The sequence below is a fragment of the Streptomyces sp. NPDC056144 genome (assembly GCF_042264145.1).
GTDB lineage: Bacteria > Actinomycetota > Actinomycetes > Streptomycetales > Streptomycetaceae > Streptomyces.
Map to the genome: position 1 here is coordinate 717,657 of NZ_JBHJVF010000002.1, position 26,549 is coordinate 744,205.

A 26,549-nucleotide genomic window follows, 5' to 3' on the forward strand; every position below is an offset into this window, starting at 1 on the left:
GGAGACTGGCCTCGACCGATCCCGCGCGAGGAGGCGCCCCCACATGACCGCGACCCCGTACCCCCACCTGCTGAGCCCGCTCGACCTCGGGTTCACCACCCTCCCCAACCGGGTGATCATGGGTTCGATGCACGTCGGCCTGGAGGAGACGGAGCACGGCTTCGAGCGGATGGCCGCCTTCTACGCGGAGCGCGCCCGCGGCGGCGTCGGCCTGATCGTCACCGGCGGCATCTCCCCCAACGAGGCCGGCCGCCCCTGGGACGGCGGCGCCAAGCTGACGACCCCCGCCGAGGTCGCCGAGCACCGCCTGATCACGGACGCCGTGCACGCCGAGGGCGGCCGGATCGCGATGCAGATCCTGCACTTCGGCCGGTACGCGTACCACCCCGCCCTCGTCGGCCCGAGCGCGCTCAAGGCGCCGATCAGCCCCTTCGTCCCGAACGAGCTCACCGACGCCGAGGTCGAGCAGACCGTCGAGGACTACGCCCGCTGCGCCGAGCTCGCCAAGGAGGCCGGCTACGACGGTGTCGAGGTCATGGGCTCCGAGGGCTACCTCATCAACGAGTTCATCGCCGCCGCCACCAACCAGCGCACCGACCGCTGGGGCGGCTCGTACGAGAACCGCGTCCGCTTCCCGCTGGAGATCGTCCGCCGGATCCGCGAGCGGGTCGGCGAGGAGTTCATCCTCGTCTACCGCCTCTCCATGCTCGACCTGGTCCCCGGCGGCTCCACCCTGGAGGAGGTCGTCCGGCTCGCCAAGGAGATCGAGGCGGCCGGCGCCACCATCATCAACACCGGCATCGGCTGGCACGAGGCCCGCATCCCCACCATCGCCACCTCCGTGCCGCGCGGCGCCTACACCTGGGTGACGAAGAAGCTGATGGGCGAGGTCTCCGTCCCGCTCGTCACCTCCAACCGCATCAACACCCCCGAGGTCGCCGAGGAGATCCTCGCCGACGGCCGCGCCGACCTCGTCTCGCTGGCCCGCCCCTTCCTCGCCGACCCCGCCTTCGTCGCGAAGGCCGCCGAGGGCCGGTCCGACCGGATCAACACCTGCATCGGCTGCAACCAGGCCTGCCTGGACCACACCTTCAACCTGAAGATCACGTCCTGCCTGGTCAACCCGCGCGCCTGCCACGAGACCGAGCTCGTCCTCTCCCCCACCCGGCTCGCCAAGCGCGTCGCCGTCGTCGGCGCGGGCCCGGCCGGCCTGTCCTGCGCGGTGTCGGCGGCCGAACGCGGCCACGCCGTCACCCTCTTCGACGCCGGATCCGAGATCGGCGGCCAGCTCAACGTCGCCAAGCAGGTCCCGGGCAAGGACGAGTTCGAGGAGACCCTGCGCTACTTCCGCGTGCAGCTCGCCGAGCACGGCGTCGACGTCCGCCTGAACACGTACGTCTCCGCCGCCGACCTGGCTTCGTTCGACGAGGTCGTCGTGGCCACCGGCGTCACCCCCCGCACCCCGGAGATCCCGGGCGTCGACCACCCGAGCGTCGTCAGCTACCTCGACGTCCTCCGGGACGGCGCGCCGGTGGGCGAGCGGGTCGCGATCATCGGCGCCGGCGGCATCGGCTTCGACGTCGCCGAGTTCCTCACGGACGGCGGCGAGGGCGCGAGCCAGGACCCCGAGACGTACTTCCGCCAGTGGGGCGTCGACACCGCGTACGAGAACCGGGGCGGCCTGCGCGTCCCCGAGCGGCCCGCGCCGCCGCGCCGCGTGCACCTGCTCCAGCGCAAGACCTCCAAGGTCGGCGCCGGTCTCGGCAAGACCACCGGCTGGATCCACCGCACCGAGCTCAAGCACCGGGGCGTCGCCATGGTCGCGGGCGTGTCCTACGACCGCATCGACGACGAGGGCCTGCACCTGACGATCGACGGCGAGTCGCAGGTGCTGCCCGTGGACACGGTCGTCCTCTGCTCGGGGCAGGACCCGCAGCGGGAGCTGTACGAGGAGCTGGTCGCCGCCGGGCGCACCGCGCACCTCATCGGCGGCGCGGACGTGGCGGCGGAGCTGGACGCGAAGCGGGCCATCGACCAGGGGACGCGGCTCGCGGCAGCGCTGTGACCACCGCTGTTCCTTAGGATGCGAGCATGTCCCTGCCGCACGCGATCCTGACGGCGCTCCTGGAGAAGCCGTCCTCCGGCCTCGAACTGACGCGCCGCTTCGACAAGTCGATCGGCTACTTCTGGTCGGCGACGCATCAGCAGATCTACCGCGAGCTCGGGAGGCTGGAGGAGGCGGGGCACATCCGTGCCCTGCCTTCTCCGGTGCCCGCGCGGGGACAGAAGAAGGAGTACGAGGTCCTGCCCGCCGGCCGGGCGGAGCTGAGCGACTGGGTCGCGAGGTCCGAGAACCCGAAGCCGCTGCGGTCCGCCCTGCTGCTGAGGATGCGGGCGGCGGCGATGGTGGGCTCGACGGGGCTGCGGGCGGAGCTGGAGCGGCATCTCGCGCTGCACCGGGCGCAGCTGGACGAGTACCTCGCGATCGAGGAGCGGGACTTCCCCGCGGAGCGGCGGAGCACGGAGCCGGACCGGCTGCGCCATCTCGTGCTGCGGGGCGGGGTGGACCTGGAGCGGTTCTGGGTGGAGTGGCTGACCTCCGCGCTCGCGGAGCTCGACTGACACGCCCCGCGCGCCGTTCGCACCCCGAACGCGCCCCCTGTGGCACCCCTCACGACCGTGGATACTGGGCAGTTGTGCATCCACGACACGAAGGGGCTGGTATGGCCGACGACTTGGGTCACCGCAAGGCGCGTCACGCGGTGGTCATCGGGGGAAGTCTCGCCGGACTCCTGGCGGCGCGGGTCCTCGCGGACCACGCGGAGAAGGTCACGGTCGTCGAGCGCGACCGCTTCCCGGAGGGCCCCGAGGCCCGGCCGGGCGTGCCGCAGGGGCGGCACATCCACGCACTGCTCCAGGGCGGCCAGGAGGCGCTCGACGAGCTGCTCCCGGGCTTCACCGACGAGCTGGGGGGCCTCGGCGCGCCCAAGGTCGGTGTTCCCGAGGACATGGTCCAGTGGCAGAACGGCCGCTGGTTCCACCGCGGTTCCCCGACCCTGCACTTCTACTCGGGGGCGCGGCCGCAGCTCGAATGGCTGGTCCGCAAGCGGGTGTTCGCCGATCCGCGCGTCGAACTGACCGAGGGCCACGAGACGGTGGGCCTCGTCGGCGACTCCTCGCGCGTCCGGGGCGTACGGCTCCGGGAGCGGGGCACGGGTGGCGGGAAGGAGACCCGCGTCATCGAGGCCGATCTCGTCGTGGACGCCTCCGGCCGCTCCACCAAGGCCCCCGACTGGCTGGCCGCGATCGGCGCCGAGGCCCCGCGCGAGGAGACCCTCGACACCGGACTCGCCTACAGCAGCCGGGTCTACCGGGCGCCGGACCGCGCCCTGGACAGCGACACCGTGGGGTACTTCATCGTGCCCAACCCCGCCCAGGTGTACGGGGCCGTGGTGCTGCCCGTCGGCGACGGGCAGCACCTGGTCACCCTGTCGGGGCTGCGTGACGACCAGCCGCCCACGGACGAGGCGGGGTTCGAGGAGTACGCGAAGCGGATGCCGCATCCGGTCGTCAGCGAGTGGCTGGCGACCGCCGAGGCCGTCTCCCCCGTCTACGGTTTCCGGAACACCGCCAACATCCGGCGCCGGTACGACCTTCCGGGCCGCCGCCCGGCCGGATTCCTCGCCACCGGTGACGCGCTCTGCGCCTTCAACCCGATCTACGGTCAGGGCATGACCGTCGCCGCTCTCACCGCGGTCGCCCTGCGCAAGGCGCTCGCCGACCCGAAGCGGACCCCGAGCACGGGGCGGGTGCAGCGGGCGCTGCTCGAAGCGTCCCGGCAGGCATGGGACATCTCGGCGGGCTCCGACAAGAAGATGCCGGGTGTCGTCGGGGACGCGACGAAGGTCACACCGGCGGACAAGGCCGTCGGGTGGTACATGGCACGCCTCCAGGCCCGGGCCGCGGGCGACCCGGCCGTCGGCGAGGTCTTCCGCGCGGTGCTCCACCTCACCGCCCCGATGACGGCGCTCTTCGCGCCCTCGGTGGCACGGTCGGTCCTCTTCGGCCCGGTGCCGGAGTCACCGGCCGCTCCGCCGCTGCGCCGGGACGCCCGGTAGGGCCTGTCTGACGCCAATTGTCAGACAGGCCCTGAGGCCGAACGGGTGAGGGCGGCCGCCCTGGAACCCGTACGGAAGGCGCCGTACGGGTTCCAGGGCGGCCCGCCGTGTCAGGCGCCGGGGGCCGCCGTCACCATGCCGGCGGCGATGGCGGCGCCGAGGGCCGCGTAGTCGTCGGCGTTCTGGCCGGCGTAGGCGAGGGAGAAGTCGGCCGTGGCGCGGTCGAAGACGTCCGAGCTGCCGAGGTAGCCGGCGATGGCGATCCGGTCGCCGGAGCGGGCGTGGGCGCGGGCCAGGGCGCGGCCGCAGAGCCGGGCGTAGTCCCTGAGGGTGGCCGGGGACATGGTCTCGACCTCGGCCGAGCCCTTCATGTCGCGCAACTGGCGCCAGTAGAAGTGCCGCTGCTCGGGTCCGGTCATCCAGCCGAGGAAGATGTCGCTGGCCGCCTGGGTGAGCCGCTGGCCCGCGACGACCCGGCGGCCCTGGTGGTCGTACGTGGTCGACGGCAGGTACGGCTCCAGGACGGAGCGGCCGGCCTCCTTGATCTGGAGGATCAGCGGGTCGCCCTCGTCGCGGCCTTCGAGGAGGAGGACGAAGCAGCGGGTGCCGACGCTGCCGACGCCGACGACCTTCCGGGCGGCGTCCACGAAGCGGTAGCGGTCGAGGAGCAGGCGCCGTTCGTCGGAGAGCGAGCTGCGGTAGTCGCTGAAGATCTTGCCGAGGGTCACCCGGTCGAGGTCGGCGACCCGTTCCAGGAGCGGCGGGTCCTCGGCGATGTGCCGCACGCCCTTCGCGTCGGTCTCGGTGAGCTTGGAGAGGGCCTGGAGGCTGGTGCGGCGGCGGGCCCGGGCGAGGCGGTTGGCGAAGCGGGCGCGGTCGTCCTTGCGGACCACGGGCAGCAGGTCGTCGGCGGCTATCCGCTCGTACCAGACCGCGAGCTCGCCGAGTCCGGCGAGCCGGTGCATGGTCGTGCGGTACGACTCCGCGGCGACGCGAGCGGCACGGTGGGCCTTGGCCTTCGTGCTGCCGTTCTGGAGGGCGGCGACGGCGACGCTGGCGGCGAGCCGCTTGACGTCCCACTCGAAGGGGCCGGGGAGCGTCTCGTCGAAGTCGTTCACGTCGAACAGAAGCGCCCGTTCGGGTGAGGCGTACACCCCGAAGTTGAGCAGATGGGCGTCGCCGCAGAGCTGGACGTTGAGACCGGTGTGGCGCTGGGCGCCGAGGTCGGCGGCCATGACGGCGGCCGCTCCGCGCAGGAAGGCGAAGGGCGAGACCGCCATCCGGCCGTACCGCAGCGGCACGAGGTCGGGCAGGCGGTCGACTGCCTGGCGCTCCAGGACGCTCAGCGCGTCGGGGCGCTGGGAGGAGGGGATCCAGCGGCCGTGGGAAGAACGGGGTACGCGCTTCCGCGCCGCCCGCCCACGCGCCGCCCGCTCCGACGGAGTCGTCATTCGGCCTCACGCGTCCCTTCCGCCGCAGCGGCTCGGCATCGCCGCCTGGTCCCCATTACAAGGCGCTGCGCTCGTTTCGGCCACTCTGACGGGCTCACCTAGCGAAATGGTTTAGACCAATGATAGGAATGAACACGATCACCGATACGACCCCCGCGGTCACGCTGTGCTTGAGAGAGGGTTGATCATGGCCGAGCCCGATGCCGAAGGGGCGGACGTGCCGCTCTACCTCCGGGTCGCCGCCGTCCTGCGCGAGGATCTCGCCCATCGGCGCATCTCCCCCGGAAGCCGGCTCCCTTCGGAGCGGTCCCTGTCCCAGAGGTACCACGTCAACCGCCAGACGGTCCGCAGCGCGCTCCAACTGCTGCGCGACGAGCGGCTCGTGGTCACCGACCGCCGCGGCACCTTCGCCGCGGCCGCCGACGTCGAACCGGAGCACGGGAGTTGGCCCGACGCGCCCGTCGTGCCCGTCGGGGCCGCGGCGCCCGTGCGCGCCGCCCGGCGTCCCACGTTCCCCGGCGGCCCCCGGGTGAGCGAGTCGCTCATCCGGGCCTCCCTCACCTGGGAACCGCCGCCGACCCCGCTCACCTCGCGCCTGATGCTCGCGCCCGGCGAGCCGACGCTCGTCCACCGGCACCTCGTGCTCGGGCCCCAAGGAGCGGCGCTCCAACGGGCGGTGTCCTGGTTCTCCCGGCCGGCGCTCGCCGAGATCCCCCAACTCGCCCGCTACCGGCGCGTCAAGGACAGCCACCACCAGCCGGACCTGCGGCTGCTCTACCACTGGATGCACCAGGCGGGGCTGCGCGTCACCCACCGCGAGTCGGTCGGCGTCCCGCCCGGCCAGGCCGCCGCGACGATGGCGGCCGGCGCGGCCCGGCTGCTCGTCCACCGGGTGGTGAGCGACCAGCACGGGCGCGCCCTGGAGATCACGGACATCGACTTCTCGGCCCAGTCGGCGCCCTGGACCTACGAGTTCAGCGCCTGACACCCGCTGGGAGGCGAGAGGCCCCTAGACGATCCCCTCCGCGATCTCCGCCTCCTCGCGGGCCGTGCCGTACGGGGTCGGGGTGCCGTACGAGCGGCGGGCCACGTACCACCAGACGCTGGCCAGGACGAGGACCACGGCGAGGGCGATGACGGCGTAGTTCATCGTGTCGACCGTGACCGGGGACTTCTGCGGGAGGCAGAAGAGGACGGTCACGAGCGCGACCCAGACCACGGCGGTCCAGCCGATCGGCTTGCTCCAGCGGCCGAGGCTCCACGGTCCGGGGACGAAGCGGTCCCCGGCGCGGAGGCGGAGGTAGATCGGGATGGCGTAGGCGGGGGTGATGCCGATGACGTTGATCGCGGTGACCGCGCCGTACGCCGTGGCGGAGTAGAGGGACGGGAGGGCGAGGACGGCCGCCACGCCGACGGAGAACCAGACCGCCGCGACCGGCGTCTGGGTGCGCGGGCTGACCTTGCGCCAGATCGCGGACCCCGGAAGGGCGTTGTCGCGGCTGAAGGCGAAGACCATGCGGCTGGCGGCGGCGACCTCGGCGTTGCCGCAGAAGATCTGGGCGGCGATGACGACGAGCAGCAGCGCGCTGGCGCCGCCGGTGCCGAGGGCGTCGAGGAAGATCTGGGCGGGCGGCACGCCGGTGGCGCTGTTCTGCGTGGCGGCGTAGTCCTGGATGGCGAAGGTCAGACCGGCGAGGAGGGCGAAGCCGGCGATCCAGGAGACCCAGATGGAGCGGACGATGCCCTTGGCGGCGGCGACGGAGGCGTTCGAGGTCTCCTCGGAGAGGTGGGCCGAGGCGTCGTAGCCGGAGAAGGTGTACTGGGCGAGGAGCAGGCCGATCGCGGCGACGTACAGCGGGTTGGCCCAGCCGGTGTCGTTGACGAACTCGGTGAAGACGAAGCTCGCGGACTGGTGGCGGTCGGGGACGACGGCGAGCACGCCGACGATGACGGCGACGCCGCCGAGGTGCCACCAGACGCTGATCGAGTTGAGGACGCTGACGAGGCGGACGCCGAAGAGGTTGAGGACGGCGTGCAGCAGGAGGATCGCCAGGAAGATCAGGAAGGTGGACCCGGGGGTGGGGACGAAGCCCCACTGGAGGTTGAGGAAGGCGCCGGTGAAGAGGGCCGCGCCGTAGTCGATGCCGGCGATGGCTCCGAGCAGGCCGAGCAGGTTCAGCCAGCCGGTGTACCAGCCCCAGCGGCGTCCGCCCAGCCGGTCGGCCATGTAGTAGAGCGCGCCGGAGGTGGGGTAGGCGCTGGTGACCTCGGCGAGCGCGAGGCCGACGCAGAGGACGAAGAGGCCGACGCCCGCCCAGCCCCAGAGCATGACGGCGGGGCCGCCGGTTCCGAGGCCGAAGCCGTAGAGCGTCATGCAGCCGGAGAGGATCGAGATGACGGAGAAACTGATCGCGAAGTTGCCGAAGCCGCCCATGCGGCGGGCCAGGACCGGCTGGTAGCCGAGTTCTCTCAGCCGCTCCTCCTCGTCGGGGGCGGACGACGGGCGGCGTATCGACTCGTTCGGGGGCGCGCTGGTCGCCATGGGGGTTACCTCCGGGGGACGGGACAGGTGGGGAGCGGGGTGGAGCCGGGTGGGACGCCGGGGGGGGTGACGTGAGGGTCAGCCGCTCAGACAGCGGCTGCGGGCGCGGAGGAAGAGCTCTTCGGCCGCCGCCCGGTCGTCGGGGCGTTCGGTCCGGTACGCCCACGGGATCGTCGTGTAGTACGGGCCGAGCGCCTCGAAGACCCGGGCCGCGTCGGTGAAGCGGAGGGCGCCGTACAGCGCGTGGGCGAGATGGTTCAGGTCGAGGAGGGAGGCCTCCTCGGTGGCGCAGAAGAGGTACCAGGCGTCGAGGGCCCGTTCGGCGTCGCGTACGGCGTCCTCGGCGACCCAGTGGAGGTCCAGCGCCTTCTCGTGGCCGCGCTCGCGCCGGTACCGCTCGACGCGCACGTACAGCGGCAGCGCGTGCAGGGCGGAGCCGACGGGCGCGGAAGTGGCGGCCCACTGGGCGTAGTTGAAGGCCTCGGAAAGGGGCCCCGGACTGCGTGCGTAGACGAACTGGAGCATGCGGTGGTGCGCTTCGCGGTTGTGCGGGTCGCGCTTCTCGGCCTCGGCGAGGAGGCCCCAGGGCCCGGGTGCCAGCATGGGCGCGGGCGGTGACAGCCGGTGCTCGGGGACGGACCGGCCCGCTTCGAGGGCGGCGAGGGCGAGCAGGCCCACCCAGGGCACGGGGTCGGCGGGGACGAGCTCGGCGGTGTCGCGGCAGGCCGTCCAGGCCTCCTGCCACAGCTCGCGGGTGCGGGCGTGTCCGGCCCGGTGCGCGCGGAGGGCCCGTTCGACGGCGACGCGGCAGTGCATCACGGCGGCGGCGACGCTGCCGGGCTGTTCGGTCCGCCAGATGTGGACGACGTCGGTGCCCGCCGCGACGGTCGCGAGGACCTGGGTGCGCCGGGTCCAGCCGTCCCAGCCCGTCGTCTCGTCGAGGAGTTGCGCCATGGCCACCCAGCGGCCGGTGCGGAGGTCCTGGACGGCTCCGCGTAACGCGTGGTCGTGGCCGGCGGGGTGGTAGACGGGCCGGAAGCCGTGCGGCGCCATCAGGGGGCGGGGCGTGGTGTGGGCGACATGGGACCTCGGGTGGATGCCTGCGGGGGGAACGGAGGGGCGGCCGGCGCCCCGACGGGCATCCCTGCCGTTGATCGGCGATCACTATAGAGGGCGCTGGAGGCGCCCACTCCACTCTCTTTTGCGACAGTAACTATTTGGACAGCAGCTGATTTTGACTTTCCATCAGGTGTGACCGACGGACCTGACGGTCTTCTCCCCCGCCCCTTGACGCGGGAGGGCGCCGCGGGCACCCTGACCCTTTTCGACGATCGGACGATCATCCTCCGATCCGGCGACGGGAGCACCACGATGACCGGCGGCCCGATCCTCGCCGTCGACCAGGGCACCTCGGGCACCAAGGCCCTCGTCCTGTGTCCCGAGCGCGGGGTGATCGGCAGCGGTACGGCCCCGGTCCGGCCCCGCTACCTGCCGGGCGGTCTGGTCGAGGTCGACCCCCGTGAGCTGTACGACTCCGTGGTCGTCGCCGGGCGCGCGGCCCTCGCCGAGGCCGGCACGGAGGTCGAGGCCGTGGGGCTCGCCAACCAGGGCGAGACGGTGCTCGCCTGGGACCCCGTCACCGGCGATCCGCTCACCGACGCGCTCGTCTGGCAGGACCGCCGGGCCGCCGACGTCTGCGCGGAACTCGACGACCACGCGGAACGGTTGCGTCACCTGACCGGCCTTCCGGTCGACCCCTATTTCGCCGCCCCCAAGATGGCCTGGATCCGCCGTCACGCGACCGGCGCCGGAGTGGTCACCACGAGCGACGCGTGGCTCGTGCACCGCCTGACGGGCGCGTTCGTCACCGACGCGGCGACGGCGGGCCGGACCGGGCTCCTCGACCTGGACACGGCCGCCTGGTCGGACACGGCCCTCGACCTCTACGGGCTCGGCGGCGAGCGGCTCCCCCGGGTCGTGGACTGCGACACCCCGGTGGGCACCACGACGGCCTTCGGCCCGCCCCTGCCGGTGACGGGGCTCCTCGTCGACCAGCAGGCCGCCCTTCTCGCGCAGAGCGCGAGCGACCCGTCCGCCGCCAAGTGCACGTACGGCACCGGCGCGTTCCTGCTCGCGCAGACCGGACCCGAGCCCCGGCGCGGGACCTCGGGCCTGGTCAGCTGTGTCGCCTGGCGGCTCGACGGCCGGGTCGCCCACTGCCTGGACGGCCAGGTGTACACGGTCGCCTCGGCGGTCCGCTGGCTCACGGAGCTGGGGGTGATCGCGGGCGCCGAAGAGCTCGACCCGGTCGGCGGCGGCGTGCCGGACACGGGCGGCGTCACCTTCGTACCCGCGCTCGCGGGCCTGGCCGCACCCTGGTGGCGCGGTGACGTGCGGGGCTCCCTGACCGGGCTCGGCCTGGACACCACGCCGGGCCATCTGGTGCGGGCCCTGTGCGAGGGCATCGCCGCGCAGGTCGTGGAGCTCGCCGCCGCGGCCGCCGCGGACCGGGGCGCGCCCCTGACCTCGCTGCGCGCCGACGGGGGCCTGACCCGGTCCGCGCTGCTCATGCAGACCCAGGCCGACCTGCTCCAGCTCCCCGTGGAGGTCTCCTCGCTGCCGGACGCGACGGCGCTCGGCGTCGGCGCGGTGGCCCGGCTCGGCCGGTACCCGGGGCTCGCGCTCCGGGAGGCCGTACCGGAGTGGAAGCCCTCGGCCGTGTACGAGCCGCGGATCTCACGCGACGAGGCGGCCTCGCGCCTGGACCTCTTCCGTACGGAGGTGTCGGCGCTGCTCGCGCGGGGCGGGGCCGCCCAGTGAGCGTCACGCGGAGCGGGCCGCTGCCCGGCGGCCGGGAGGCCGCGTACGACGTCGTGGTCGTCGGCGCGGGAGTCGTCGGCAGCGCGATCGCCCGCGCCCTCGCCCGCCACCCGCTGCGGGTGGCGCTCGTGGAGGCCGCGAACGATGTCGGCGACGGCACGTCGAAGGCCAACACGGCCATTCTGCACACCGGTTTCGACGCCACGCCCGGCACGCTGGAAGCGCGTCTCGTCCGGGACGGGCACCGCCTGCTGGGCGCGTACGCCCGCGAGGTGGGCATCCCCGTCGAGCCGCTCGGCGCACTGCTCGTCGCCTGGGACGCGGAACAGCTGGCGGCGCTGCCCCGGCTCGCGGCGAAGGCGGAGCGCAACGGCCACCGCCTGACCCGCGTCCTGACCGCCGACGAGCTGCGGGCGCGCGAACCCCACGTGGCGCCGGGCGCGCTGGGGGCCCTCGCGGTGCCCGGCGAGTCGGTGATCTGCCCGTGGTCGACGACCCTCGCGTACGCGACCCAGGCGGTCCGCTCGGGCGTCGACCTGCACCTCAACTGCCGGGTGGAACAAGTCCGTACGGACGCGACGGGGCACCGTCTCACCACCGGGCGCGGGGAGCTCCGCACCCGACTCCTCGTCAACGCCTGCGGGTTGTACGCGGACGCCTTCGACGCCCTCATGGACCGGCGGGACTTCACGGTCACCCCGCGCCGCGGCCAGCTCCTCGTCTTCGACAAGTTCGCCCGCGACCTGGTCCGGCACATCCTCCTCCCCGTGCCGGGACCGCTCGGCAAAGGAGTGCTCGTCTCACCCACCGTGTACGGGAACGTCATGCTCGGCCCCACCGCCGAGGACCTCGACGACAAGACCGCCACCGGCACGACGGCGGAGGGGCTCGCCGGGCTGCGCGAACAGGGCGGCCGGATACTCCCCGCGCTGCTCGACGAAGAGGTCACGGCAGTCTACGCGGGACTGCGGGCCGCCACCGGCCAGGAGGACTACCGGGTGGCGGCGCATCCCGGGCTCGGGTACGTGACGGTGGGCGGTATCCGCTCCACCGGGCTCTCCGCGTCCCTGGCCATCGCCGAGCACGTCCTCGGCCTCCTCGCCGACTGCGGGCTCGGCCTCGGGCCCGAGCGCCCGCTCGCCCCGCTGCGCGTGCCGAACCTCGGCGAGGCCTTCCCCCGCCCGTACCGTGACGCCGAACTCATGGCCACGAACCCTGAGTTCGGCGCCATCGTCTGCCACTGCGAGCGGGTGACCCGGGGCGAGGTCCGCGCCGCGTACGCCTCCACGATCCCCCCGGCCGGCCCGGAGGGACTCCGGCGCCGGACCCGGGCGCGAGGCGGCCGCTGCCAGGGCCACTTCTGCGGCGCGGAGCTGCGGGCCCTGAGCGAGCGGTACGGGAAGGGGGCCCGGTGAACCGCACGGTCGACGTCCTGGTGGTGGGCGCGGGGCCCGCCGGGCTCGCGGCGGCGCGGCGGCTCGCCGCGGCGGGCGCGGGCCGGATCGAGGTCCTGGAGCGGGAGCTCACGGCCGGAGGCGTGCCCCGGCACTGCGCCCACCCGGGCTTCGGCACGGACCGGCGGGGCCGCCCGCTGGACGGACCGGCGTACGCGCGCCGCGCGGTACGGGCGGCGGTGCGGGCCGGCGCGGTCGTCCGTACCGGCGTCTCGGCCACAGGATGGGCCGGGCCGCTGACCCTCGACGTCACGGCGCCGACCGGCCTCGAACGGATCACGGCACGGGCCGTGATCCTCGCGACCGGCGCGCGCGAACGGCCGCGCAGCGCACGGCTCGTGCCGGGAAGCCGACCGGCCGGGGTGATGACGACGGGCGAACTCCAGCAGGCCGTGGCCCTGTTCGGGCAGCGCGTCGGCCGCCGGGCCGTGGTGGTCGGCGGCGAACCGGTCGCCCGACGGGCGGTGGCCGTCCTGCGCGGAGCAGGAGTGGAGGTGGCCGCGGTCGTCACGGAACTCCCTCGCGTGGCGCCCGGATTCGGCGCGACACCGGTCCTCACGCGCACCACGGTGACCGAACTCCTCGGACGCGGCCGACTGACGGGGGTAGCCGTGCGGACAGCCGACGGCCGGAACCACGTCCTGCGCGGGGACACGGTCGTCTTCACCGGCGACTGGATCCCGGACCACGAGCTGGCCCGCGCCGGGGGCCTCGCCCTGGCACCGGGCACACGCGGGCCGCTGACGGACGCGGACTTCCGCACGACCGTGCCCGGCGTCCTCGCCGTCGGCAACCTGCTGCACGGGGTGGAACCGGCACAGGTGGCCGAGGCGGAGGGACGCGCGGCGGCGGACGCCGTCCTGGACGCGACGGCCGGGCGGGCCGCGCGGGCCGCCTCGGTGACCGTGGAGGTGGCGGGCCCCCTGCGCTGGGTGACCCCCGGCCTCCTGGGCCCGACGCCCGCGCCCCTCCTCGTACGCCCGGAGCACCAGCTCACCCGCCCCGTCCTGACGGTCACCCAGAGCGGCGCCGTACTGCGGCGCGACCGACTGCACGGAAGCCTCGTCCCGTGGCGCTCTGCACGGCTCGGCCCCGAGTGGACACGCGGGGCGGACCCGGCGGGCGGCCCGGTGGTGGTACGCGCGGAGGGATGAGGGCCGCTGCCACACTGGGCGGCATGACAGGCAAACGCAGCGCGGGTCTCCTGGTCTTCCGCCGCACGGCGGGCGGGGGCGTCGAGGTACTGATCGGTCACATGGGCGGCCCCTTCTGGGCGTCGCAGGAGAACGGGGCCTGGTCGATCCCCAAAGGGGAGTACACACCGGACGAGCCCCCCGAGGCGGCCGCGCGCCGCGAGTTCCTGGAGGAACTGGGCCACCCGGCACCGGCCGGACCGTGGATCCCCCTCGGCGAGACCCGCCAGCGCAGCGGCAAGACGGTGGTGGCCTGGGCGGTGGAGGGCGACCTGGACCCGGCGGAGGTGATCCCGGGCACGTTCACCATGGAGTGGCCGCCGCACTCCGGCGAGCACCAGGAGTTCCCGGAGATCGACCGCGTCGCCTGGACCACCCCGGAAGCGGCGGCCCCCCTCCTCGTGACGGGCCAGCAGGTCTTCCTGGAACGGCTGACGGAACACCTCTCCGGGGGCGGGTGAGCGGGGCCCCGGGCCTCGCGGACCGGGTGTCAGGCTCCGCTCGCACCCCGCCTCCGGACTCGTTGTCAGACCCATGCGCTTAGGTGGAGGGTGCCGAACTGTCGAGAGGGAGCCCGACATGATCACGATGACCGCGAGCGAGCGCGCGGCGGCGCAGGCGTACCTGCGGCTGCTCGAGTCCACCCAGGCCGTATTGACCGATCCGGAGCTCGTCCCGTACGCCGGGGTGATGCTCACCTGCCCGATGGCCGAGGCCGACGCGGCTCTCCGGGCCGCCGGGTTCTCGGGGAACGAGGACCGGCTGCTGCGGCTCGTCTCCTCGCTGAGGGCCTCCCCGGCGGAGGTGTGGGGGCGGACCGGGTAGCCGGACCGGGCCGTCAGGCCCGGTCACGGGGGCACGGGGTGACGCCGTTACGGCGTCAGGCGGACCGGGAGTTTTCGCACGCTGTTGCCGACGAAGCCGGAGTGGCGGGTCAGCTCCGTCTCCGGGATCGCCAGGTCCAGGTCCGGGTAGCGGGTGAAGAGGGACTCCAGGGCGATGGCCGCCTCCATGCGGGCCAGTGGGGCGCCCAGGCAGTAGTGGGGGCCGTGGCCGAGCGAGAGGTGCTTGGCAGCCGTGGCGCGGGTGAGGTCGAAGCGGTCCGCGTCCGGCCCGTGCGCCTTCGTGTCCCGGCCCGCCGCCGAGTATCCGGCGAGGACCGGCGTGCCCTTCGGAATGAGCGTGCCGTCCACCGTGAGGTCCCGGGTCGGGTAGCGGAACGGGAAGTAGCTGACCGGGCTGTCCCAGCGCAGCGTCTCCTCCACGACGTCCGCCCACGTGGCCCGGCCGTCGAGCACCAGCCCGAGCTGTTCGCGGTGGCCGCACAGCGCCCGTACGGCGTTGGTGACCAGGTTGAGCGTCGTCTCGTGCCCGGCGATGATCATCAGGAGCAGCGTGCCGATGAGCTCCGGCTGGCTCAGCCGGTCGCCGCCCTCGTCGCGCGCCGCGATGAGCGCGCTGGTGAGGTCGTCGCCCGGTTCCCGGGCCTTGGCGCCCGCGATGGCCGCCAGGAGTTCGACCAGTTCCCGGTTGGCCGCCACGGCCTGCGCGGGCTCCGTGTCCGTGGCGACGACCAGGCTGGAGAGGTGGTGCAGCCGGTCCTGGTGGGCGGGGTCGACGCCGAGCAGTTCGCAGATCACCCCGAGCGGCAGCGGCAGCGCGTAGTGGCGCCGCAGGTCCGCGACGCCTCCCCCGGCCTCGGCCGCCTCCGCGAGCCCGTCGAGGAGCCCCGCCGTCACGGCCTCCACGCGCGGGTGCAGCTCCTCGACCCGGCGTGCCGTGAAGGCGCTGCTGACCAGGGCCCGCAGCCGGCGGTGGTCGGCGCCGTCCGCCGTCGTCATGCCCGGCACCGTCGCGAACGTCCGCAGCGGCCAGCCGTCGGGTATCCGGCCCTCCGTCAGGGCGGTGAAGTGCTGTGGGCCCTTGGCGACGTCGGGGTGGGAGAGGAAGTCACGCAGGGCGTCGTGGCCGAGCACCGCCATGCCCTCGATCTCGCCGGGCAGGACAACCGGCGTCACCGCGCCCTCGGCGAGCAGCCGGGCGTTGTCGGCGTGCGGGCAGCCGCCGGCCGGGTCCATGCGGTGGGCCGGCCGGCCGGGGACGGCGCTGTGCGGGGTGTTCAACGAAGGCACTCCTGACTGCGGAGGCGGGCCGATGTGGCACGCGAGCGGTCAGATCCTACGGTCAACCCCGTTCGCTGCCTAAGGAGTTCGGGTACGGGCACGTGGCTCGTCCGGGCGCTGCTCCGCGTCGGGCCCGCGGCCGAGGAGCTCCGCCAGGCCGCGGCGGGTGGCGGCCACGATCACCTGCTCGCCGGCGTGGAGGACGCGGTCGGGGGCGAGCCGCCAGTCGCGGTCTCCTGAGGCGTCCGGCGAGCGGAAGCGGGGGCGGCGGGTACGGGGGCCGGTGCGGGGGCCCGCGCCCGTGGCTGTGGCCGTGGCCGTGGCCGTACGAGATCCCGTACCGGAACCCGTACCGAGTCCCGTGCCCGTCCTCGGGTCGTACGGGTAGCCGTACGCGCCGTCCGGCCCGCCGCCCCTCCGGTCCAGGGCGACGACCCGCCAGGCCCCCGGCCGGAACGCCTCCGCCACCGTACGGCCCTCCAGGAGCGGATGCGCGGCGACGTCGACCGCCGCGAAGAGCAGGACCCGGCGCTCGACCGGTACGGCTCCGAGGATCTGGCGGCCCATCATGGCGCCCGCGAAGGCCGGCGCGGAGAGGTGGGAGACGCTGCGGCTGCGGGTGCGGGCCTCGGGGTGCGCGGCGCGCAGGGTGCGGTAGACGGCGGTGGAGAAGTCGTCGTCGTACAGCCGGAGCACGACCCGCAGGCCGGGGGCGACGGAGCGGGCGGAGAGCGCCGCCTCCAGGTTGGTGATGTCGACGCTGGTCAGGGCGAGGAGCGCGTCGGCGCGGTGGATGCGGGCGGCCTCAAGGACGCCCTCCTCGGTGAAGTCGCCGATGACCGTCGGCACCCGCAGCCGTCGCGCGACCGCGATGCCGCGCGCCTCCGGGTCCGACTCGACGCACACCACCGCGATGCCCATCCGGCGCAGCCGCGTGAGGACCCGGGTCCCGACCTTGCCCAGGCCGAGGAGCACGACATGGCCGGAGAGCGCGCGGGAGGGACGGCGCAGGGTCGTCGCCGAACGGAAGGTGCCCAGACCTTCGAGGAGGGCGGCGACGATCACCGGGAGCAGCAGCAGCCCGACGAACCCGGAGAGGATCTGGAGGAGCTGACGGCTCACCGGGTCCTCGACCGCCGGGTCGCCGATGGCGAAGATGTCGAGAAGCGTGAGGTAGGCGGCGTGCAGGGGGTGGTCCCCGGTCATGAACGCCAGGGCGAGGGCCAGGCCCACGACGGCGGCGACCGCGCCCGCGAGCGACCAGCGCAGTCGGCGCGAGAAGAGCGAGCCGACCGGGAGGCCCGAGCCGCCGAAGCGCCGCGGCGCCAGGGCGGCGCCCACCGGGCGTACCGCTTCGAGCGTCACCGTCGCCCTGCCGGCCGCCGCCGCCACCGTACGGTCGTCGGGCAGGAGGCGCGGTCCGGCGTCGCCGCTGCGCTCGGAGCCCTCCCAGCCCGCCGGGTCGCCCGCGGTCGCCGACAGCAGCGCGAGCGTGCAGAGCCCGGGAGCGGGCGCCTCGCCCGAGGCGGAGGGGAGCCGCTCGACGGCGTGCAGCAGCAGGCCGCCCGCCTGGACGACCTTGCTGGAGTTGGTGACGGCCGCGGCGGCGAGCCCCGGAGCGGCGGTGTCCACGTCGGAGAGGACGGTGGTGACGGCGTCCGTCGTCTCGGGGTCGAGCCCCGGTTCGGCGACGGCCGCGGCCTGGTCGAGGAGGGTGGCGAGATGCTGGCCCAGTCTGCGGTTGTACAGGCGGATGACCAGGCGCAGCCTGGGGTTGAGGCGGCGGGCGGCGAGGGCGGCCCGGATGTTGGTCTCGTCGTCCTCGTGGACGAGGGCGAGCGCGGCGGCACGCTCGACTCCGGCCTCCGTGAGGGCCCGGTCGTCGGCCTCCCCGGACTCGACGACCCGCAGGCTCCCCACGGGCTCGCTCCCGTCCGGGGCCCCCGTCGCGGCGGCGGCCCCGGCCGTCCGCGACACGGCCGCGGTGACGACCCGCCCGAACAGTGCGAGGGCCCGCCCCGTGCGCCCGGCGTGCGTCGGCTCGGCATCCGGCCGCGCGGGCACGAGCAGGGTGACCCGCTCCCCGTACACCGTCTGCAGCTCCCCCGCGAGGCGGTGGGCGAGGGCGTCGTCCCCGCAGACGATCATGTGCCCGGTGGGCGGGGCCGTACGCGTCTGCCGCTCCCCGCGGAACGACGGCGTGGCGAAGCCCCGCCCGGGCGGGGGCAGCAGACCCCCGGAAAGCCCGAGGCTCGCGCGGACACCCGCGACACCCGGTATCCCGGAGGGCTCGGGAGCCCGCCCGGGAGCCCGCCCGGGGGCGGGGACGGGGGTGGGCGCGGGCGTGGGGGCAGGTACGGGCGTGGGTCCGGGAGCGGGTGCGGGCACGGGCGCGGTTCCGGGCGCGGGCGCGGCTCCCGGCACGGGCGCGGCTCCCGGCACGGGTACGGCTCCCGGCACGGGCGCGGCTCCCGGCGCGGGTACGGGCTCGGGGTCGGGGACGCCCCCGGGCCCCGGATCGGCAGTGGGGCCGGCGCCCGCGTCGGTCCCCGCCTCGGAGCCGCCGCGGCCGACCGGTCCGCCGGACGCACCGGACGCGGGCCCGGCCACGTCGGCGGCGGCCGAACCGCCGGGGCGGCCTGTGCCGGAACCCGTGCCGGTCCCGGCGCGACCGGCCGTGGTCACGCCGGACGCCGGCACGGCGGTGCCGCCCGCCACACGTGTGACCGAGCTGCTGGTCGCGTCGCCCTCCGAACCCGCACGGGCACCGGCACCGGCACCCGGGCGGTCGGTGGCGTCGGACACGCGCCCGTCGTCCCCGGCAGGAGCCCAGGCACCGGGGTCGCCCGACGCCGCACCGGCACGTGGACGTCCGTCCCCACCGGCAGCCGCGCCGCCGGTCGAGTCGTCGTTCCGGCCCGGGGCGGAGTCCGCTCGGCCGCTCCCGCCCCGGTTCCCGTCCCCCTCCCCGTCCGGGGCCGGGACGGGGGCGGGGGCGGGGCCTGCCGCGGCGGTCATCGCGGCTGGCGGCACGTCCGGTGTACCCGGCCGCCGTTCGGCGACGGGCGGGCCGTCGAGCGGCCCGGGCAGCTCCGTCCGCCCGGTCGGCGGCTCGGGCAGCGTTGTCCGCCCGGTCCGCTCGGTCCGCTCTGTCGGCTCGTCCGGCTCGGACGGCTCCGTCGGCTCGACCGGCTCGACCGGCTCGACCGGCTCCGTCGGTTCGACCGGCTCGACCGGCTCGACCGGCTCCGTCGGAAAACCGTTGGCAGGGTTCGGGTGTGAGGGCACGTCATCAGCATGCCCTGTCCCGCTGACAGTCCGTGAGGGAGGGCACGCAGCCCGCGCCCTCCCCCGGGCGGACGCACCACGCACCGCCGTACGCCGGAACCTCTACGCCGGTCGGCGCACTCCGCTCTGCGTGCTTCCACCCGTCTCCCTACGGTGGCCGAATGATCGTCACGTCAGCTGTCCGTCATGCCGCCGCCGGGACCGCGGCGTTGCTGTTCGCGCTGCCCGCTCCGGCCGCCGCGGCCGCGTCCGTCGGCGAGCCGACTCCCCCCGCCCGCCATTTCGTCGATCCCGCCCGGCTCGACCGGGAGGGGACGCAGGTGCAGCGGCTGCCGGGCGCGCCCGCCCTGCCGTCGGTGTCGGCGCTGTCGTGGGTGGTCGCCGACGCCTCGTCCGGCGAGGTGCTCGCCGCGCACGACGCGCACCGGAAGCTGCCGCCCGCGAGCACGCTCAAGGCCCTCTTCGCCCTCACCGCGCTCCCCGGCAACGATCCTTCCGAGCGGCACACCGTCGCCGACGCCGAGCTGACCGGCATCGGCGAGGGGAGCAGTCTGGTGGGGGTCAAGGAGGGGTACACGTACCAGGTCTCCGACCTGTGGAACGGGGTCTTCCTCAGCTCGGGCAACGACGCCGTGCACGTCCTCGCCGCCATGAACGGCGGCTGGGACGCGATGTCCCAGAAGATGCAGGAGAAGGCCCGGTCCCTCGGGGCGCGGGACACGCACGTCGTCTCCCCCGACGGGTACGACGAGCCCGGTCAGGTCTCCTCCGCGTTCGACCTGGCCGTCTTCGGGCGGGCCGGGCTCCAGGACCCGGCCTTCACGCGGTACTGCTCGACGGCGTACGCGGACTTCCCCGCGGGCTCCTGGTCGTACGGCATCGCCAACACCAACCGCCTGCTCACCGGCGCGGACGGCGTGGCCCGCTACCCGGGGCTCCTCGGGATCAAGAACGGCTACACGACCAACGCCGGGAACACTCTGATCTCCGCCGCCCGCCGGGGCGACAGGACGCTGGTCGTCTCGGTGATGAACCCGCAGGCCGGGGGCGGTCTCGCCGTGTACGAGGAGACGCGCGCGCTGCTCGACTGGGGCTTCGAGGCGGCGGGGCGCGTCCAGCCGGTGGGGTCGCTGCTGCCGGGGAAGGGGCGGGCGAAGGCCGTCGTGACGAGCCCACAGGCGGGCGGTACGGCGGCGGCGCGCGCGACGAAGTCGAGGGGCGGAGCCCAGGCGGTGGCCGCCGAGGCGGCGGAGGCCGGGGAGACCTCAGAGTCGGAGGCGGGCTCCGGGACCGCCCGGGCGGAGGCGTTCGAGGCCGCCGGGCCCGCCTCCGGCTCCGGCTCCGAGGCCGACCTGGCCGACGCCCCGGGCACGGCGGCCACGGCCACCGCCGACGAGTCCCCGTCGGGACTCTCGTACGGTCTCCCCCTCGCGCTGGTCGGCTCGGCCTGCGCGGCGGCGCTCGCCCTGTGGGCACGGCGCCGGAGGTCGGCCCACCAGGGGTGAGGAACGGGCCGCTGTCGGGCACGGTTCGGCGACCGCCGCACGGTGGGGCTCCTACCGTTCCGGAAGACCGCCTTCCCGAGGAGTGACGTGATGCCGGAAACCCGACCGGAACCGACCCTTGCCCCGCTCGTCGCCGCCCGCTTCCGCGCGGTCAACGGCGACCATCCGATGTCCGCCGACGACGACGCGTACGTCTCCGCCCAGTTCGTCACCCTGGACGCCCTGTGCGCGGAGCTCGGCCGCGATCCCGACGCCGTCCGGCGCCTCATGCTCGACGGGCTCCTCCCGCTGCCCGGGTACCTCCGCTCGGACGGTGCCGAGATGGTGCCCCGTGACCTGTTCCGGCTGGCCGACGCGGCCCGTGGGGCCGGTGAGGCGGGTGGGGCGGGTGGGGCCGTTGGTGCCGGGGCCCTGCGGGAGTGGTTCGTCGCGCACTGGGAGGACCCCGCCGAGGGCGCGGCCGAGTGGGAGGCGTACCGGAGCGGACAGTACGTGTGTCTGCACACCGTCACTCCCGCGACGATCCGCCGGAAGGAGGAGCTGACGGCCGAGATATCCGGCGCGGTCGCCTCCGCTCCCGACACGCCCACGCGCGCGTGGCTTCTCGGCCTCCACGCGCGCGTGGACGAGCTCGACGCGCTGGAGCCCGCCTTCACCGGCTACGACCGGCTCCGCTTCGGCGGACCCACCTCCCGGGACACGTGCATTGACGCGCCCCGGGACCGGTTCCCGCTGTGACCCCCTGAGGGGTCAGGCTCCGACGTACGCGGCCAGGTGCTCGCCCGTGAGGGTCGAGCGGTCGGCGACCAGCTTCTCGGGCGTGCCCTCGAAGACGACCTTGCCGCCGTCGTGACCTGCGCCGGGGCCGAGGTCGATGATCCAGTCCGCGTGGGCCATGACCGCCTGGTGGTGCTCGATGACGATGACCGACTTGCCCGCGTCGACGAGCCGGTCGAGGAGGCCGAGGAGCTGTTCGACGTCGGCGAGGTGCAGGCCGGTGGTGGGCTCGTCGAGCACGTACACCCCGCCCTTGTCGGCCATGTGGGTGGCCAGCTTCAGCCGCTGGCGCTCGCCGCCGGAGAGGGTGGTGAGCGGCTGTCCGAGGGTCAGGTAGCCGAGGCCGACGTCGGCGAGCCGCTCCAGGATCTTGTGGGCGGCGGGGGTGCGCGCCTCGCCCTCGGCGAAGAACTCCTCGGCCTCGGTCACGGACATCGCGAGGACCTCGCTGATGTCCTTGCCGCCGAGGTGGTATTCGAGGACCTCGGCCTGGAACCGCTTGCCCTCGCAGTCCTCGCAGAGGGTGGAGACGCCCGCCATCATGGCCAGGTCGGTGTAGATGACGCCCGCGCCGTTGCAGGTGGGGCAGGCGCCCTCGGAGTTGGCGCTGAAGAGGGCCGGCTTGACGCCGTTGGCCTTGGCGAAGGCCTTGCGGATCGGGTCGAGCAGCCCGGTGTACGTGGCCGGGTTGCTGCGTCGCGAGCCCTTGATCGGGGCCTGGTCGACGGAGATGACCTCCTCCCCGTCGGGGAGGGCGTTCCGGACGAGGGAGCCGTGGATGAGGGAGCTCTTGCCGGAGCCGGCGACGCCGGTGACGACGACGAGGGCGCCGAGCGGGATGTCGACGTCGACGTTCTTGAGGTTGTTCGCGGTGGCGCCGCGGATCGGCAGGGTGCCGGTGGGCGTCCGGACGCCGTCCTTGAGGGTCGACCGGTCGTCGAGGTGGCGGCCGGTGCTGGTGTCGGCGGCCCGCAGTCCCTCGACGGTGCCCTCGAAGCAGACGGTTCCGCCGCCCGTACCGGCGCCGGGGCCGAGGTCGACGACGTGGTCGGCGATGGCGATGGTCTCGGGCTTGTGCTCGACGACGAGGACCGTGTTGCCCTTGTCGCGCAGGCGCAGGAGCAGGTCGTTCATGCGCTGGATGTCGTGCGGGTGCAGGCCGATGGTCGGCTCGTCGAAGACGTACGTGACGTCGGTGAGCGCGGAGCCGAGGTGGCGGATCATCTTGACGCGCTGCGCCTCGCCGCCGGAGAGGGTGCCGGCGGGGCGGTCGAGGGAGAGGTAGCCGAGGCCGATCTCGACGAACGAGTCCAGGGTCCGCTGGAGCGAGGCGAGCAGGGGCGCCACGGAGGGCTCCTTGAGGCCCCGGACCCACTCGGCGAGGTCCCTGATCTCCATTTGGCAGGCGTCGGCGATGGAGATCCGCTTGATCTTCGAGGAGCGGGCGCCCTCGCTGAGCCGGGTGCCGTCGCACTCGGGGCAGGTGGTGAAGGTGACGGCCCGCTCGACGAACGCGCGGATGTGCGGCTGCATGGCCTCCTTGTCCTTGGACAGGAAGGACTTCTGGATCTTCGGGATCAGGCCCTCGTAGGTGAGGTTGACGCCGTTGACCTTGACCTTGGTCGGTTCGCGGTAGAGGAAGTCCCGCATCTCCTGCTTGGTGAACCGGCGGATCGGCTTGTCGGGGTCGAGGAAGCCGGACTGGGCGTAGACGCCGACGGTCCAGACGTTGTCGGACTTCCAGCCGGGGATCGTGAACGCGCCCTCGGCGATCGACTTCGTGTCGTCGTACAGCTGCGTGAGGTCGATGTCGGAGACCTTGCCGCGGCCCTCGCAGTGCGTGCACATGCCGCCGGTGCGGTTGTACGTCGCCTTGACCGTCTTCGTCTTGGCGTCGCCGCGTTCGACGGTGATGCCGCCGCTCGCCCGGACCGTGGCCGTGTTGAAGGAGTACGCGCTGGGCGGGCCGATGTGCGGCTTGCCGAGGCGGCTGAAGAGGATGCGCAGCATCGCGTTGGCGTCGGTGGCGGTGCCGACGGTGGAGCGCGGGTCGGAGCCCATGCGCTGCTGGTCGACGGTGATCACGGTCGTGAGGCCTTCGAGGACGTCGACCTCGGGGCGCGCGAGGGTGGGCATGAAGCCCTGGACGAAGCTGCTGTACGTCTCGTTGATGAGGCGCTGCGACTCGGCCGCGATGGTGGTGAAGACCAGGGAGCTCTTGCCCGAGCCGGAGACGCCGGTGAAGACGGTCAGCCGCCGCTTCGGGATCTCGATGCTGACGTCCTTGAGGTTGTTCTCGCGGGCGCCGTGGACGCGGATCACGTCGTGGCTGTCGGCTCCGTGCGGCTCGGCCGCTCGCCGCTCGGCCGGCTGGGCGCTCTTCCTCGTGGCCATGCTGGTCGTGTCTCCCTCGCGTCGTACGTCCGTGCGGTTGTCCCGCCTGTCACGCTATCGGGGGCACGGCGGCCGTGCTTCTCTATTCGTGATCGGACACCCGGCCGCTTCACGCGGGGGCGCGTCCTTGCGAGACGTACCGCTCCGCCGCGCGCACCGCCTCGTGGGCCGTGCGCTCGCCCATCAGGACGCACAGCGTGTACGTCGTGTCCTCGAAGCGGCGGCGGACCGAGAGGTCCCGCGGGCTGGCGAGGACGGATTTCTCCTGGGTGCGGTAGTGCCGCAGCAGGCGGTCCACCGTGTTCGTGTCGGGCAGCAGCATGGCGTCCTCCTGTAAGCCCCCTTCCGGCCGTCCCCGTCCGTGCCCGTTCCCGTTCCGGGCCGTCCCATCCTCCCGGCGCCCGGCCACCGCCGCGACCCGCGCGGCCACGCTGGGTGACCAGGGGTGTTCCGGGGTGCGCCGCCGGGCTCCGTGGCGGAGGGTCGAGGACATGAACGGGAACGCGGGACAGCGGGTGGTCGTGACCGGAGCCACCGGCAACGTCGGTACGAGTCTGGTCCGGGCCCTGGCCCGCGAGCCGCGCGTCGGCTCCGTGCTCGGTCTCGCCCGCCGCAGGCCCGGCCTCGACCTGCCGGGCGTCGAGTGGGCCGAGGTCGACCTCTCGGAGGAGGGCGACGCGCCGCGCCTCGCGCGGTACGTGGCGGACGCGGACGCCGTCGTCCACCTGGCCTGGGCCTTCGGGCCGACCCACGACCCGGTGGCGACCTGGCGGACCAACGTCCTGGGCTCGGTGCGCGTCTTCGACGCGGTGGCCGCGGCGAGGGTGCCGACGCTCGTGTGCGCCTCGTCGGTCGGGGCGTACTCCCCCGGACCCGTCGGCGGTGCCCCCGTCTCCGAGGCGTGGCCGACGCACGGCTGGCCCGGCGCCGCGTACACCCGCGAGAAGGCCTACCTGGAACGGGTCCTCGACACCTTCGAACGCGACCACCCGCAGACCCGGGTGGTCCGGATGCGCCCGGCCTTCCTCTTCAAGGAGGAGTCGGCGAGCGGGCAGCGCCGGATCTTCGCGGGACGGTTCTTCCCCGGCCAGCTTGCACGGCCCGAACTCCTCCCGCTGCTCCCCGAGTTCGAGGGGCTGCGGTTCCAGGTCCTGCACACGGACGACGCGGCCGACGCGTACCGGCGCGCGCTGCTCCGGGACGTCAGGGGCGCCTTCAACCTCGCCGCCGAACCGGTCGTCGACGCGGAACTCCTCGGCCGCCTGTTCAAGGCCCGCCCGGTCAAGGTCCCGGCCGGAGCGGTGCGCGGCGCCCTCTCCGCGGCCTGGCACCTCCGCCTCGCCCCGGCCTCCCCCGGCCTCTTCGACGCCCTGCGGCGGATGCCCCTGCTCGCCACCGAGCGCGCCCGGCGGGAGCTGGAGTGGGAGCCGGAGGCGAGCTCCGTCGACGCCCTGGAGGCGTTCCTCCGGGGCGTCCGCACGGGCGCGGGCGACGAGACGGCCCCGCTGGCGGGGCACCGGATCGGCTGAGGCGGGGCGGAGGGGGCAGGCACCCCAGGGCCCCCGCCTCAGGCCGTCGCCTCAGGCCGTCGCCTCAGGCCGTCACCTCAGGCCGTCACCTCAGGCCGTCGTCGACTCCCTCGCCCAGTCCACGATCCGGATCCCCGCCCCCGCCGCCTCGCGGCCCCGGCAGTGGGCCCGGTGCCTGCGGAGTACGGCGTCGATGTCGAGGTGCCGGGCGAACTCGGGCCGGGCGGCGAGGCGTTGCGCGTACGCCCAGAGGGCCGGGTGTCCGGCGACACGGTCCATCGCGGCGGCGTCCAGGTGCCAGCGGTGGACCGTGTCGAGCTGGATCAGGGTGACCCAGACGTGCACGTCCGCGAGGGTCGGCGCGTCGCCGAGCACGTACGGGCCGTCGGCGAGGCGCCGCTCCAGCGTGCCGAGGGCCGCGAAGAGGACGGCCAGCGGGTCGCGGTGGGCGTCCGTGTCGTCCAGACCGAGCTCTCCGGCCCGTTGCGCGGCCTGGTTGACGCTCCGTTCGCACAGCTCGGCGATGGCGTCGATCTCCTCCCGGTGCTCCTCGGGCAGCAGGTCGAGGCCGCCTTCGCCCCGGAAGCGCAGGGCGAGGTCGCGCAGGATGTCGGGGGCGTGGGTGGTGACGATCCGCCCCGTCCACCCGTCGCTGAGGACGGGGGCGGCGGCGGGCCCCCGGTAGAGGTGGGCGCTGGCGTCGTACAGGGGGCGGAGTGCGGTGTAGCCGCCGTCGGGGCTGTCGGGGGTCTCCGGCAGGACGCTCAGCGGCAGCGTGTCGTCGAGGCCGAGGAGTCCGTGGGCGAGGGCGATGCTCAGACACCCGGGGCCCGAGGGGGCCAGGTGGAGGCGGTAGCGGTGCGGGACGGCGTAGTGGCCGCTGTGGACGTCGCGGCCGATGCGGCCGCGGAAGACGGGGACGGCGGAGGCGGGCAGGAGTGAGGACGGGACGACGGACATGCTGCTCCCTGGGGGCTGCTCGATGTCACGGAGAGAGGAGGCGAGGAGGAAGGGGGACGCGAGACGGGAGGCGGGAGGCGGAGGAAGGGGCCGCGGCGATCGGCGCACGGCTGCGCGCCGCCACAGAGACCGGCGGGCGCTTCACAGGGGCGGCGGGGGTCCGACGGGGACCCCGGCCGGGACGGCGGCGTCTACGCCGCGCTGCAGACCCGCAGCAGATCGATGTGGCGGCGGGAGGTGAGGGGCAGCGAGCGCGGGAAGGGGGCGGCGTGCGAGCTGTCCCGCCGGCCGGTGCGTCCCATCGTTCCCTATCCGTTCGCTCGGTTTCCCTGCCTCCGAGTCTCCGACCGGTCACCCGCCGCGTCAAGGGTGCGGTACGCCTCGGGAGGATTCGG

At 74.3% G+C, this 26,549-nt stretch carries 20 protein-coding genes; 12 read left to right on the forward strand and 8 right to left on the reverse strand.

Annotated features, from left to right (window positions below; translation table 11 throughout):
• The first annotated feature begins 43 nt into the window (after positions 1 to 43).
• The 3 genes from ACFC0Z_RS09720 (at position 44) to ACFC0Z_RS09730 (ending at position 4,118) form a co-directional block, all read left to right on the forward strand.
• Positions 44 to 2,065, forward strand: coding sequence for an FAD-dependent oxidoreductase (locus ACFC0Z_RS09720; RefSeq protein ID WP_376434599.1), 2,022 nt, complete (start codon positions 44 to 46; stop codon positions 2,063 to 2,065).
• Positions 2,066 to 2,091: 26 nt separating this feature from the next.
• Positions 2,092 to 2,622, forward strand: a complete 531-nt coding sequence (locus tag ACFC0Z_RS09725; RefSeq protein ID WP_376434601.1) for a PadR family transcriptional regulator — start codon at positions 2,092 to 2,094, stop codon at positions 2,620 to 2,622.
• Between the two features lie 101 nt (positions 2,623 to 2,723).
• Positions 2,724 to 4,118, forward strand: coding sequence for an NAD(P)/FAD-dependent oxidoreductase (locus tag ACFC0Z_RS09730; protein ID WP_376434602.1), 1,395 nt, complete (start codon positions 2,724 to 2,726; stop codon positions 4,116 to 4,118).
• Between the two features lie 110 nt (positions 4,119 to 4,228).
• On the opposite strand, the gene ACFC0Z_RS09735 is transcribed toward ACFC0Z_RS09730, so the two are convergent.
• Positions 4,229 to 5,569 carry a DUF2252 domain-containing protein gene (locus ACFC0Z_RS09735; RefSeq protein ID WP_376434604.1) on the reverse strand — a complete coding sequence of 447 codons (1,341 nt, stop codon included), beginning with the start codon at positions 5,567 to 5,569 and terminating at the stop codon, positions 4,229 to 4,231.
• A gap of 187 nt (positions 5,570 to 5,756) precedes the next feature.
• Here ACFC0Z_RS09735 and ACFC0Z_RS09740 point away from each other — a divergent pair, with 187 nt between their 5' ends.
• Positions 5,757 to 6,554 carry a GntR family transcriptional regulator gene (locus tag ACFC0Z_RS09740; RefSeq protein WP_376434606.1) on the forward strand — a complete coding sequence of 266 codons (798 nt, stop codon included), beginning with the start codon at positions 5,757 to 5,759 and terminating at the stop codon, positions 6,552 to 6,554.
• 24 nt (positions 6,555 to 6,578) lie between these two features.
• Here ACFC0Z_RS09740 and ACFC0Z_RS09745 read toward each other — a convergent pair whose 3' ends face one another.
• The gene (locus ACFC0Z_RS09745; RefSeq protein WP_376434608.1) at positions 6,579 to 8,111 is read right to left on the reverse strand and encodes an amino acid permease; all 1,533 of its coding nucleotides are present in this window, start codon (positions 8,109 to 8,111) and stop codon (positions 6,579 to 6,581) included.
• A 78-nt stretch (positions 8,112 to 8,189) separates the two neighbouring features.
• Positions 8,190 to 9,164 carry a hypothetical protein gene (locus ACFC0Z_RS09750; protein WP_376434610.1) on the reverse strand — a complete coding sequence of 325 codons (975 nt, stop codon included), beginning with the start codon at positions 9,162 to 9,164 and terminating at the stop codon, positions 8,190 to 8,192.
• Positions 9,165 to 9,482: 318 nt separating this feature from the next.
• On the opposite strand from ACFC0Z_RS09750, the gene ACFC0Z_RS09755 reads away from it, so the two are divergent.
• The 5 genes from ACFC0Z_RS09755 (at position 9,483) to ACFC0Z_RS09775 (ending at position 14,403) form a co-directional block, all read left to right on the forward strand.
• Entirely contained in the window at positions 9,483 to 10,931 is a 1,449-nt protein-coding gene (locus ACFC0Z_RS09755) for an FGGY family carbohydrate kinase (RefSeq protein ID WP_376434612.1), read from the forward strand.
• Complete coding sequence (locus ACFC0Z_RS09760) at positions 10,928 to 12,346, forward strand: FAD-dependent oxidoreductase (RefSeq protein WP_376434614.1); 1,419 nt, start codon at positions 10,928 to 10,930, stop codon at positions 12,344 to 12,346. Before ACFC0Z_RS09755 ends, ACFC0Z_RS09760 begins: the two co-directional genes overlap by 4 nt.
• Complete coding sequence (locus ACFC0Z_RS09765) at positions 12,343 to 13,539, forward strand: FAD-dependent oxidoreductase (RefSeq protein ID WP_376434616.1); 1,197 nt, start codon at positions 12,343 to 12,345, stop codon at positions 13,537 to 13,539. The genes ACFC0Z_RS09760 and ACFC0Z_RS09765 overlap by 4 nt, the downstream gene beginning before the upstream one ends.
• A 23-nt stretch (positions 13,540 to 13,562) precedes the next feature.
• Complete coding sequence (locus ACFC0Z_RS09770; RefSeq protein WP_376434618.1) at positions 13,563 to 14,039, forward strand: NUDIX domain-containing protein; 477 nt, start codon at positions 13,563 to 13,565, stop codon at positions 14,037 to 14,039.
• 118 nt (positions 14,040 to 14,157) lie between these two features.
• Complete coding sequence (locus ACFC0Z_RS09775) at positions 14,158 to 14,403, forward strand: hypothetical protein (protein ID WP_376434620.1); 246 nt, start codon at positions 14,158 to 14,160, stop codon at positions 14,401 to 14,403.
• 47 nt (positions 14,404 to 14,450) lie between these two features.
• On the opposite strand, the gene ACFC0Z_RS09780 is transcribed toward ACFC0Z_RS09775, so the two are convergent.
• Both ACFC0Z_RS09780 and ACFC0Z_RS09785 read right to left on the reverse strand, forming a co-directional pair.
• On the reverse strand, positions 14,451 to 15,656 hold the full coding sequence (locus tag ACFC0Z_RS09780) for a cytochrome P450 (RefSeq protein WP_376435067.1): 1,206 nt from the start codon (positions 15,654 to 15,656) through the stop codon (positions 14,451 to 14,453).
• Between the two features lie 123 nt (positions 15,657 to 15,779).
• Complete coding sequence (locus ACFC0Z_RS09785; RefSeq protein WP_376435069.1) at positions 15,780 to 17,849, reverse strand: NAD-binding protein; 2,070 nt, start codon at positions 17,847 to 17,849, stop codon at positions 15,780 to 15,782.
• Between the two features lie 1,301 nt (positions 17,850 to 19,150).
• Between ACFC0Z_RS09785 and ACFC0Z_RS09790 the strand changes: the two genes are divergently transcribed.
• Entirely contained in the window at positions 19,151 to 20,494 is a 1,344-nt protein-coding gene (locus ACFC0Z_RS09790; RefSeq protein ID WP_376434622.1) for a D-alanyl-D-alanine carboxypeptidase family protein, read from the forward strand.
• A 90-nt stretch (positions 20,495 to 20,584) separates the two neighbouring features.
• On the forward strand, positions 20,585 to 21,232 hold the full coding sequence (locus tag ACFC0Z_RS09795) for a DUF6058 family natural product biosynthesis protein (RefSeq protein WP_376434624.1): 648 nt from the start codon (positions 20,585 to 20,587) through the stop codon (positions 21,230 to 21,232).
• 12 nt (positions 21,233 to 21,244) lie between these two features.
• On the opposite strand, the gene ACFC0Z_RS09800 is transcribed toward ACFC0Z_RS09795, so the two are convergent.
• Positions 21,245 to 23,665, reverse strand: a complete 2,421-nt coding sequence (locus tag ACFC0Z_RS09800; RefSeq protein WP_376434626.1) for an ATP-binding cassette domain-containing protein — start codon at positions 23,663 to 23,665, stop codon at positions 21,245 to 21,247.
• A gap of 109 nt (positions 23,666 to 23,774) precedes the next feature.
• The gene (locus ACFC0Z_RS09805) at positions 23,775 to 23,987 is read right to left on the reverse strand and encodes a DUF5133 domain-containing protein (protein WP_376434628.1); all 213 of its coding nucleotides are present in this window, start codon (positions 23,985 to 23,987) and stop codon (positions 23,775 to 23,777) included.
• A 169-nt stretch (positions 23,988 to 24,156) separates the two neighbouring features.
• Between ACFC0Z_RS09805 and ACFC0Z_RS09810 the strand changes: the two genes are divergently transcribed.
• The gene (locus tag ACFC0Z_RS09810; protein WP_376434630.1) at positions 24,157 to 25,194 is read left to right on the forward strand and encodes an NAD-dependent epimerase/dehydratase family protein; all 1,038 of its coding nucleotides are present in this window, start codon (positions 24,157 to 24,159) and stop codon (positions 25,192 to 25,194) included.
• Between the two features lie 90 nt (positions 25,195 to 25,284).
• Here ACFC0Z_RS09810 and ACFC0Z_RS09815 read toward each other — a convergent pair whose 3' ends face one another.
• Positions 25,285 to 26,154 (reverse strand): glutathione S-transferase C-terminal domain-containing protein, encoded by an 870-nt coding sequence (locus ACFC0Z_RS09815; protein ID WP_376434632.1) that lies wholly within the window; start codon positions 26,152 to 26,154, stop codon positions 25,285 to 25,287.
• Positions 26,155 to 26,549: the final 395 nt, after the last annotated feature.

Coding starts and splice junctions, on each gene's coding strand:
- ACFC0Z_RS09720 (WP_376434599.1), top strand. CDS start 44: ATGACCGCGACCCCGTACCCCCACCTGCTGAGCCCGCTCGACCTCGGG.
- ACFC0Z_RS09725 (WP_376434601.1), top strand. CDS start 2,092: ATGTCCCTGCCGCACGCGATCCTGACGGCGCTCCTGGAGAAGCCGTCC.
- ACFC0Z_RS09730 (WP_376434602.1), top strand. CDS start 2,724: ATGGCCGACGACTTGGGTCACCGCAAGGCGCGTCACGCGGTGGTCATC.
- ACFC0Z_RS09735 (WP_376434604.1), bottom strand. CDS start 5,569: ATGACGACTCCGTCGGAGCGGGCGGCGCGTGGGCGGGCGGCGCGGAAG.
- ACFC0Z_RS09740 (WP_376434606.1), top strand. CDS start 5,757: ATGGCCGAGCCCGATGCCGAAGGGGCGGACGTGCCGCTCTACCTCCGG.
- ACFC0Z_RS09745 (WP_376434608.1), bottom strand. CDS start 8,111: ATGGCGACCAGCGCGCCCCCGAACGAGTCGATACGCCGCCCGTCGTCC.
- ACFC0Z_RS09750 (WP_376434610.1), bottom strand. CDS start 9,164: ATGGCGCCGCACGGCTTCCGGCCCGTCTACCACCCCGCCGGCCACGAC.
- ACFC0Z_RS09755 (WP_376434612.1), top strand. CDS start 9,483: ATGACCGGCGGCCCGATCCTCGCCGTCGACCAGGGCACCTCGGGCACC.
- ACFC0Z_RS09770 (WP_376434618.1), top strand. CDS start 13,563: ATGACAGGCAAACGCAGCGCGGGTCTCCTGGTCTTCCGCCGCACGGCG.
- ACFC0Z_RS09775 (WP_376434620.1), top strand. CDS start 14,158: ATGATCACGATGACCGCGAGCGAGCGCGCGGCGGCGCAGGCGTACCTG.
- ACFC0Z_RS09780 (WP_376435067.1), bottom strand. CDS start 15,656: ATGGACCCGGCCGGCGGCTGCCCGCACGCCGACAACGCCCGGCTGCTC.
- ACFC0Z_RS09785 (WP_376435069.1), bottom strand. CDS start 17,849: ATGATCGTCTGCGGGGACGACGCCCTCGCCCACCGCCTCGCGGGGGAG.
- ACFC0Z_RS09790 (WP_376434622.1), top strand. CDS start 19,151: ATGATCGTCACGTCAGCTGTCCGTCATGCCGCCGCCGGGACCGCGGCG.
- ACFC0Z_RS09795 (WP_376434624.1), top strand. CDS start 20,585: ATGCCGGAAACCCGACCGGAACCGACCCTTGCCCCGCTCGTCGCCGCC.
- ACFC0Z_RS09800 (WP_376434626.1), bottom strand. CDS start 23,665: ATGGCCACGAGGAAGAGCGCCCAGCCGGCCGAGCGGCGAGCGGCCGAG.
- ACFC0Z_RS09805 (WP_376434628.1), bottom strand. CDS start 23,987: ATGCTGCTGCCCGACACGAACACGGTGGACCGCCTGCTGCGGCACTAC.
- ACFC0Z_RS09810 (WP_376434630.1), top strand. CDS start 24,157: ATGAACGGGAACGCGGGACAGCGGGTGGTCGTGACCGGAGCCACCGGC.
- ACFC0Z_RS09815 (WP_376434632.1), bottom strand. CDS start 26,154: ATGTCCGTCGTCCCGTCCTCACTCCTGCCCGCCTCCGCCGTCCCCGTC.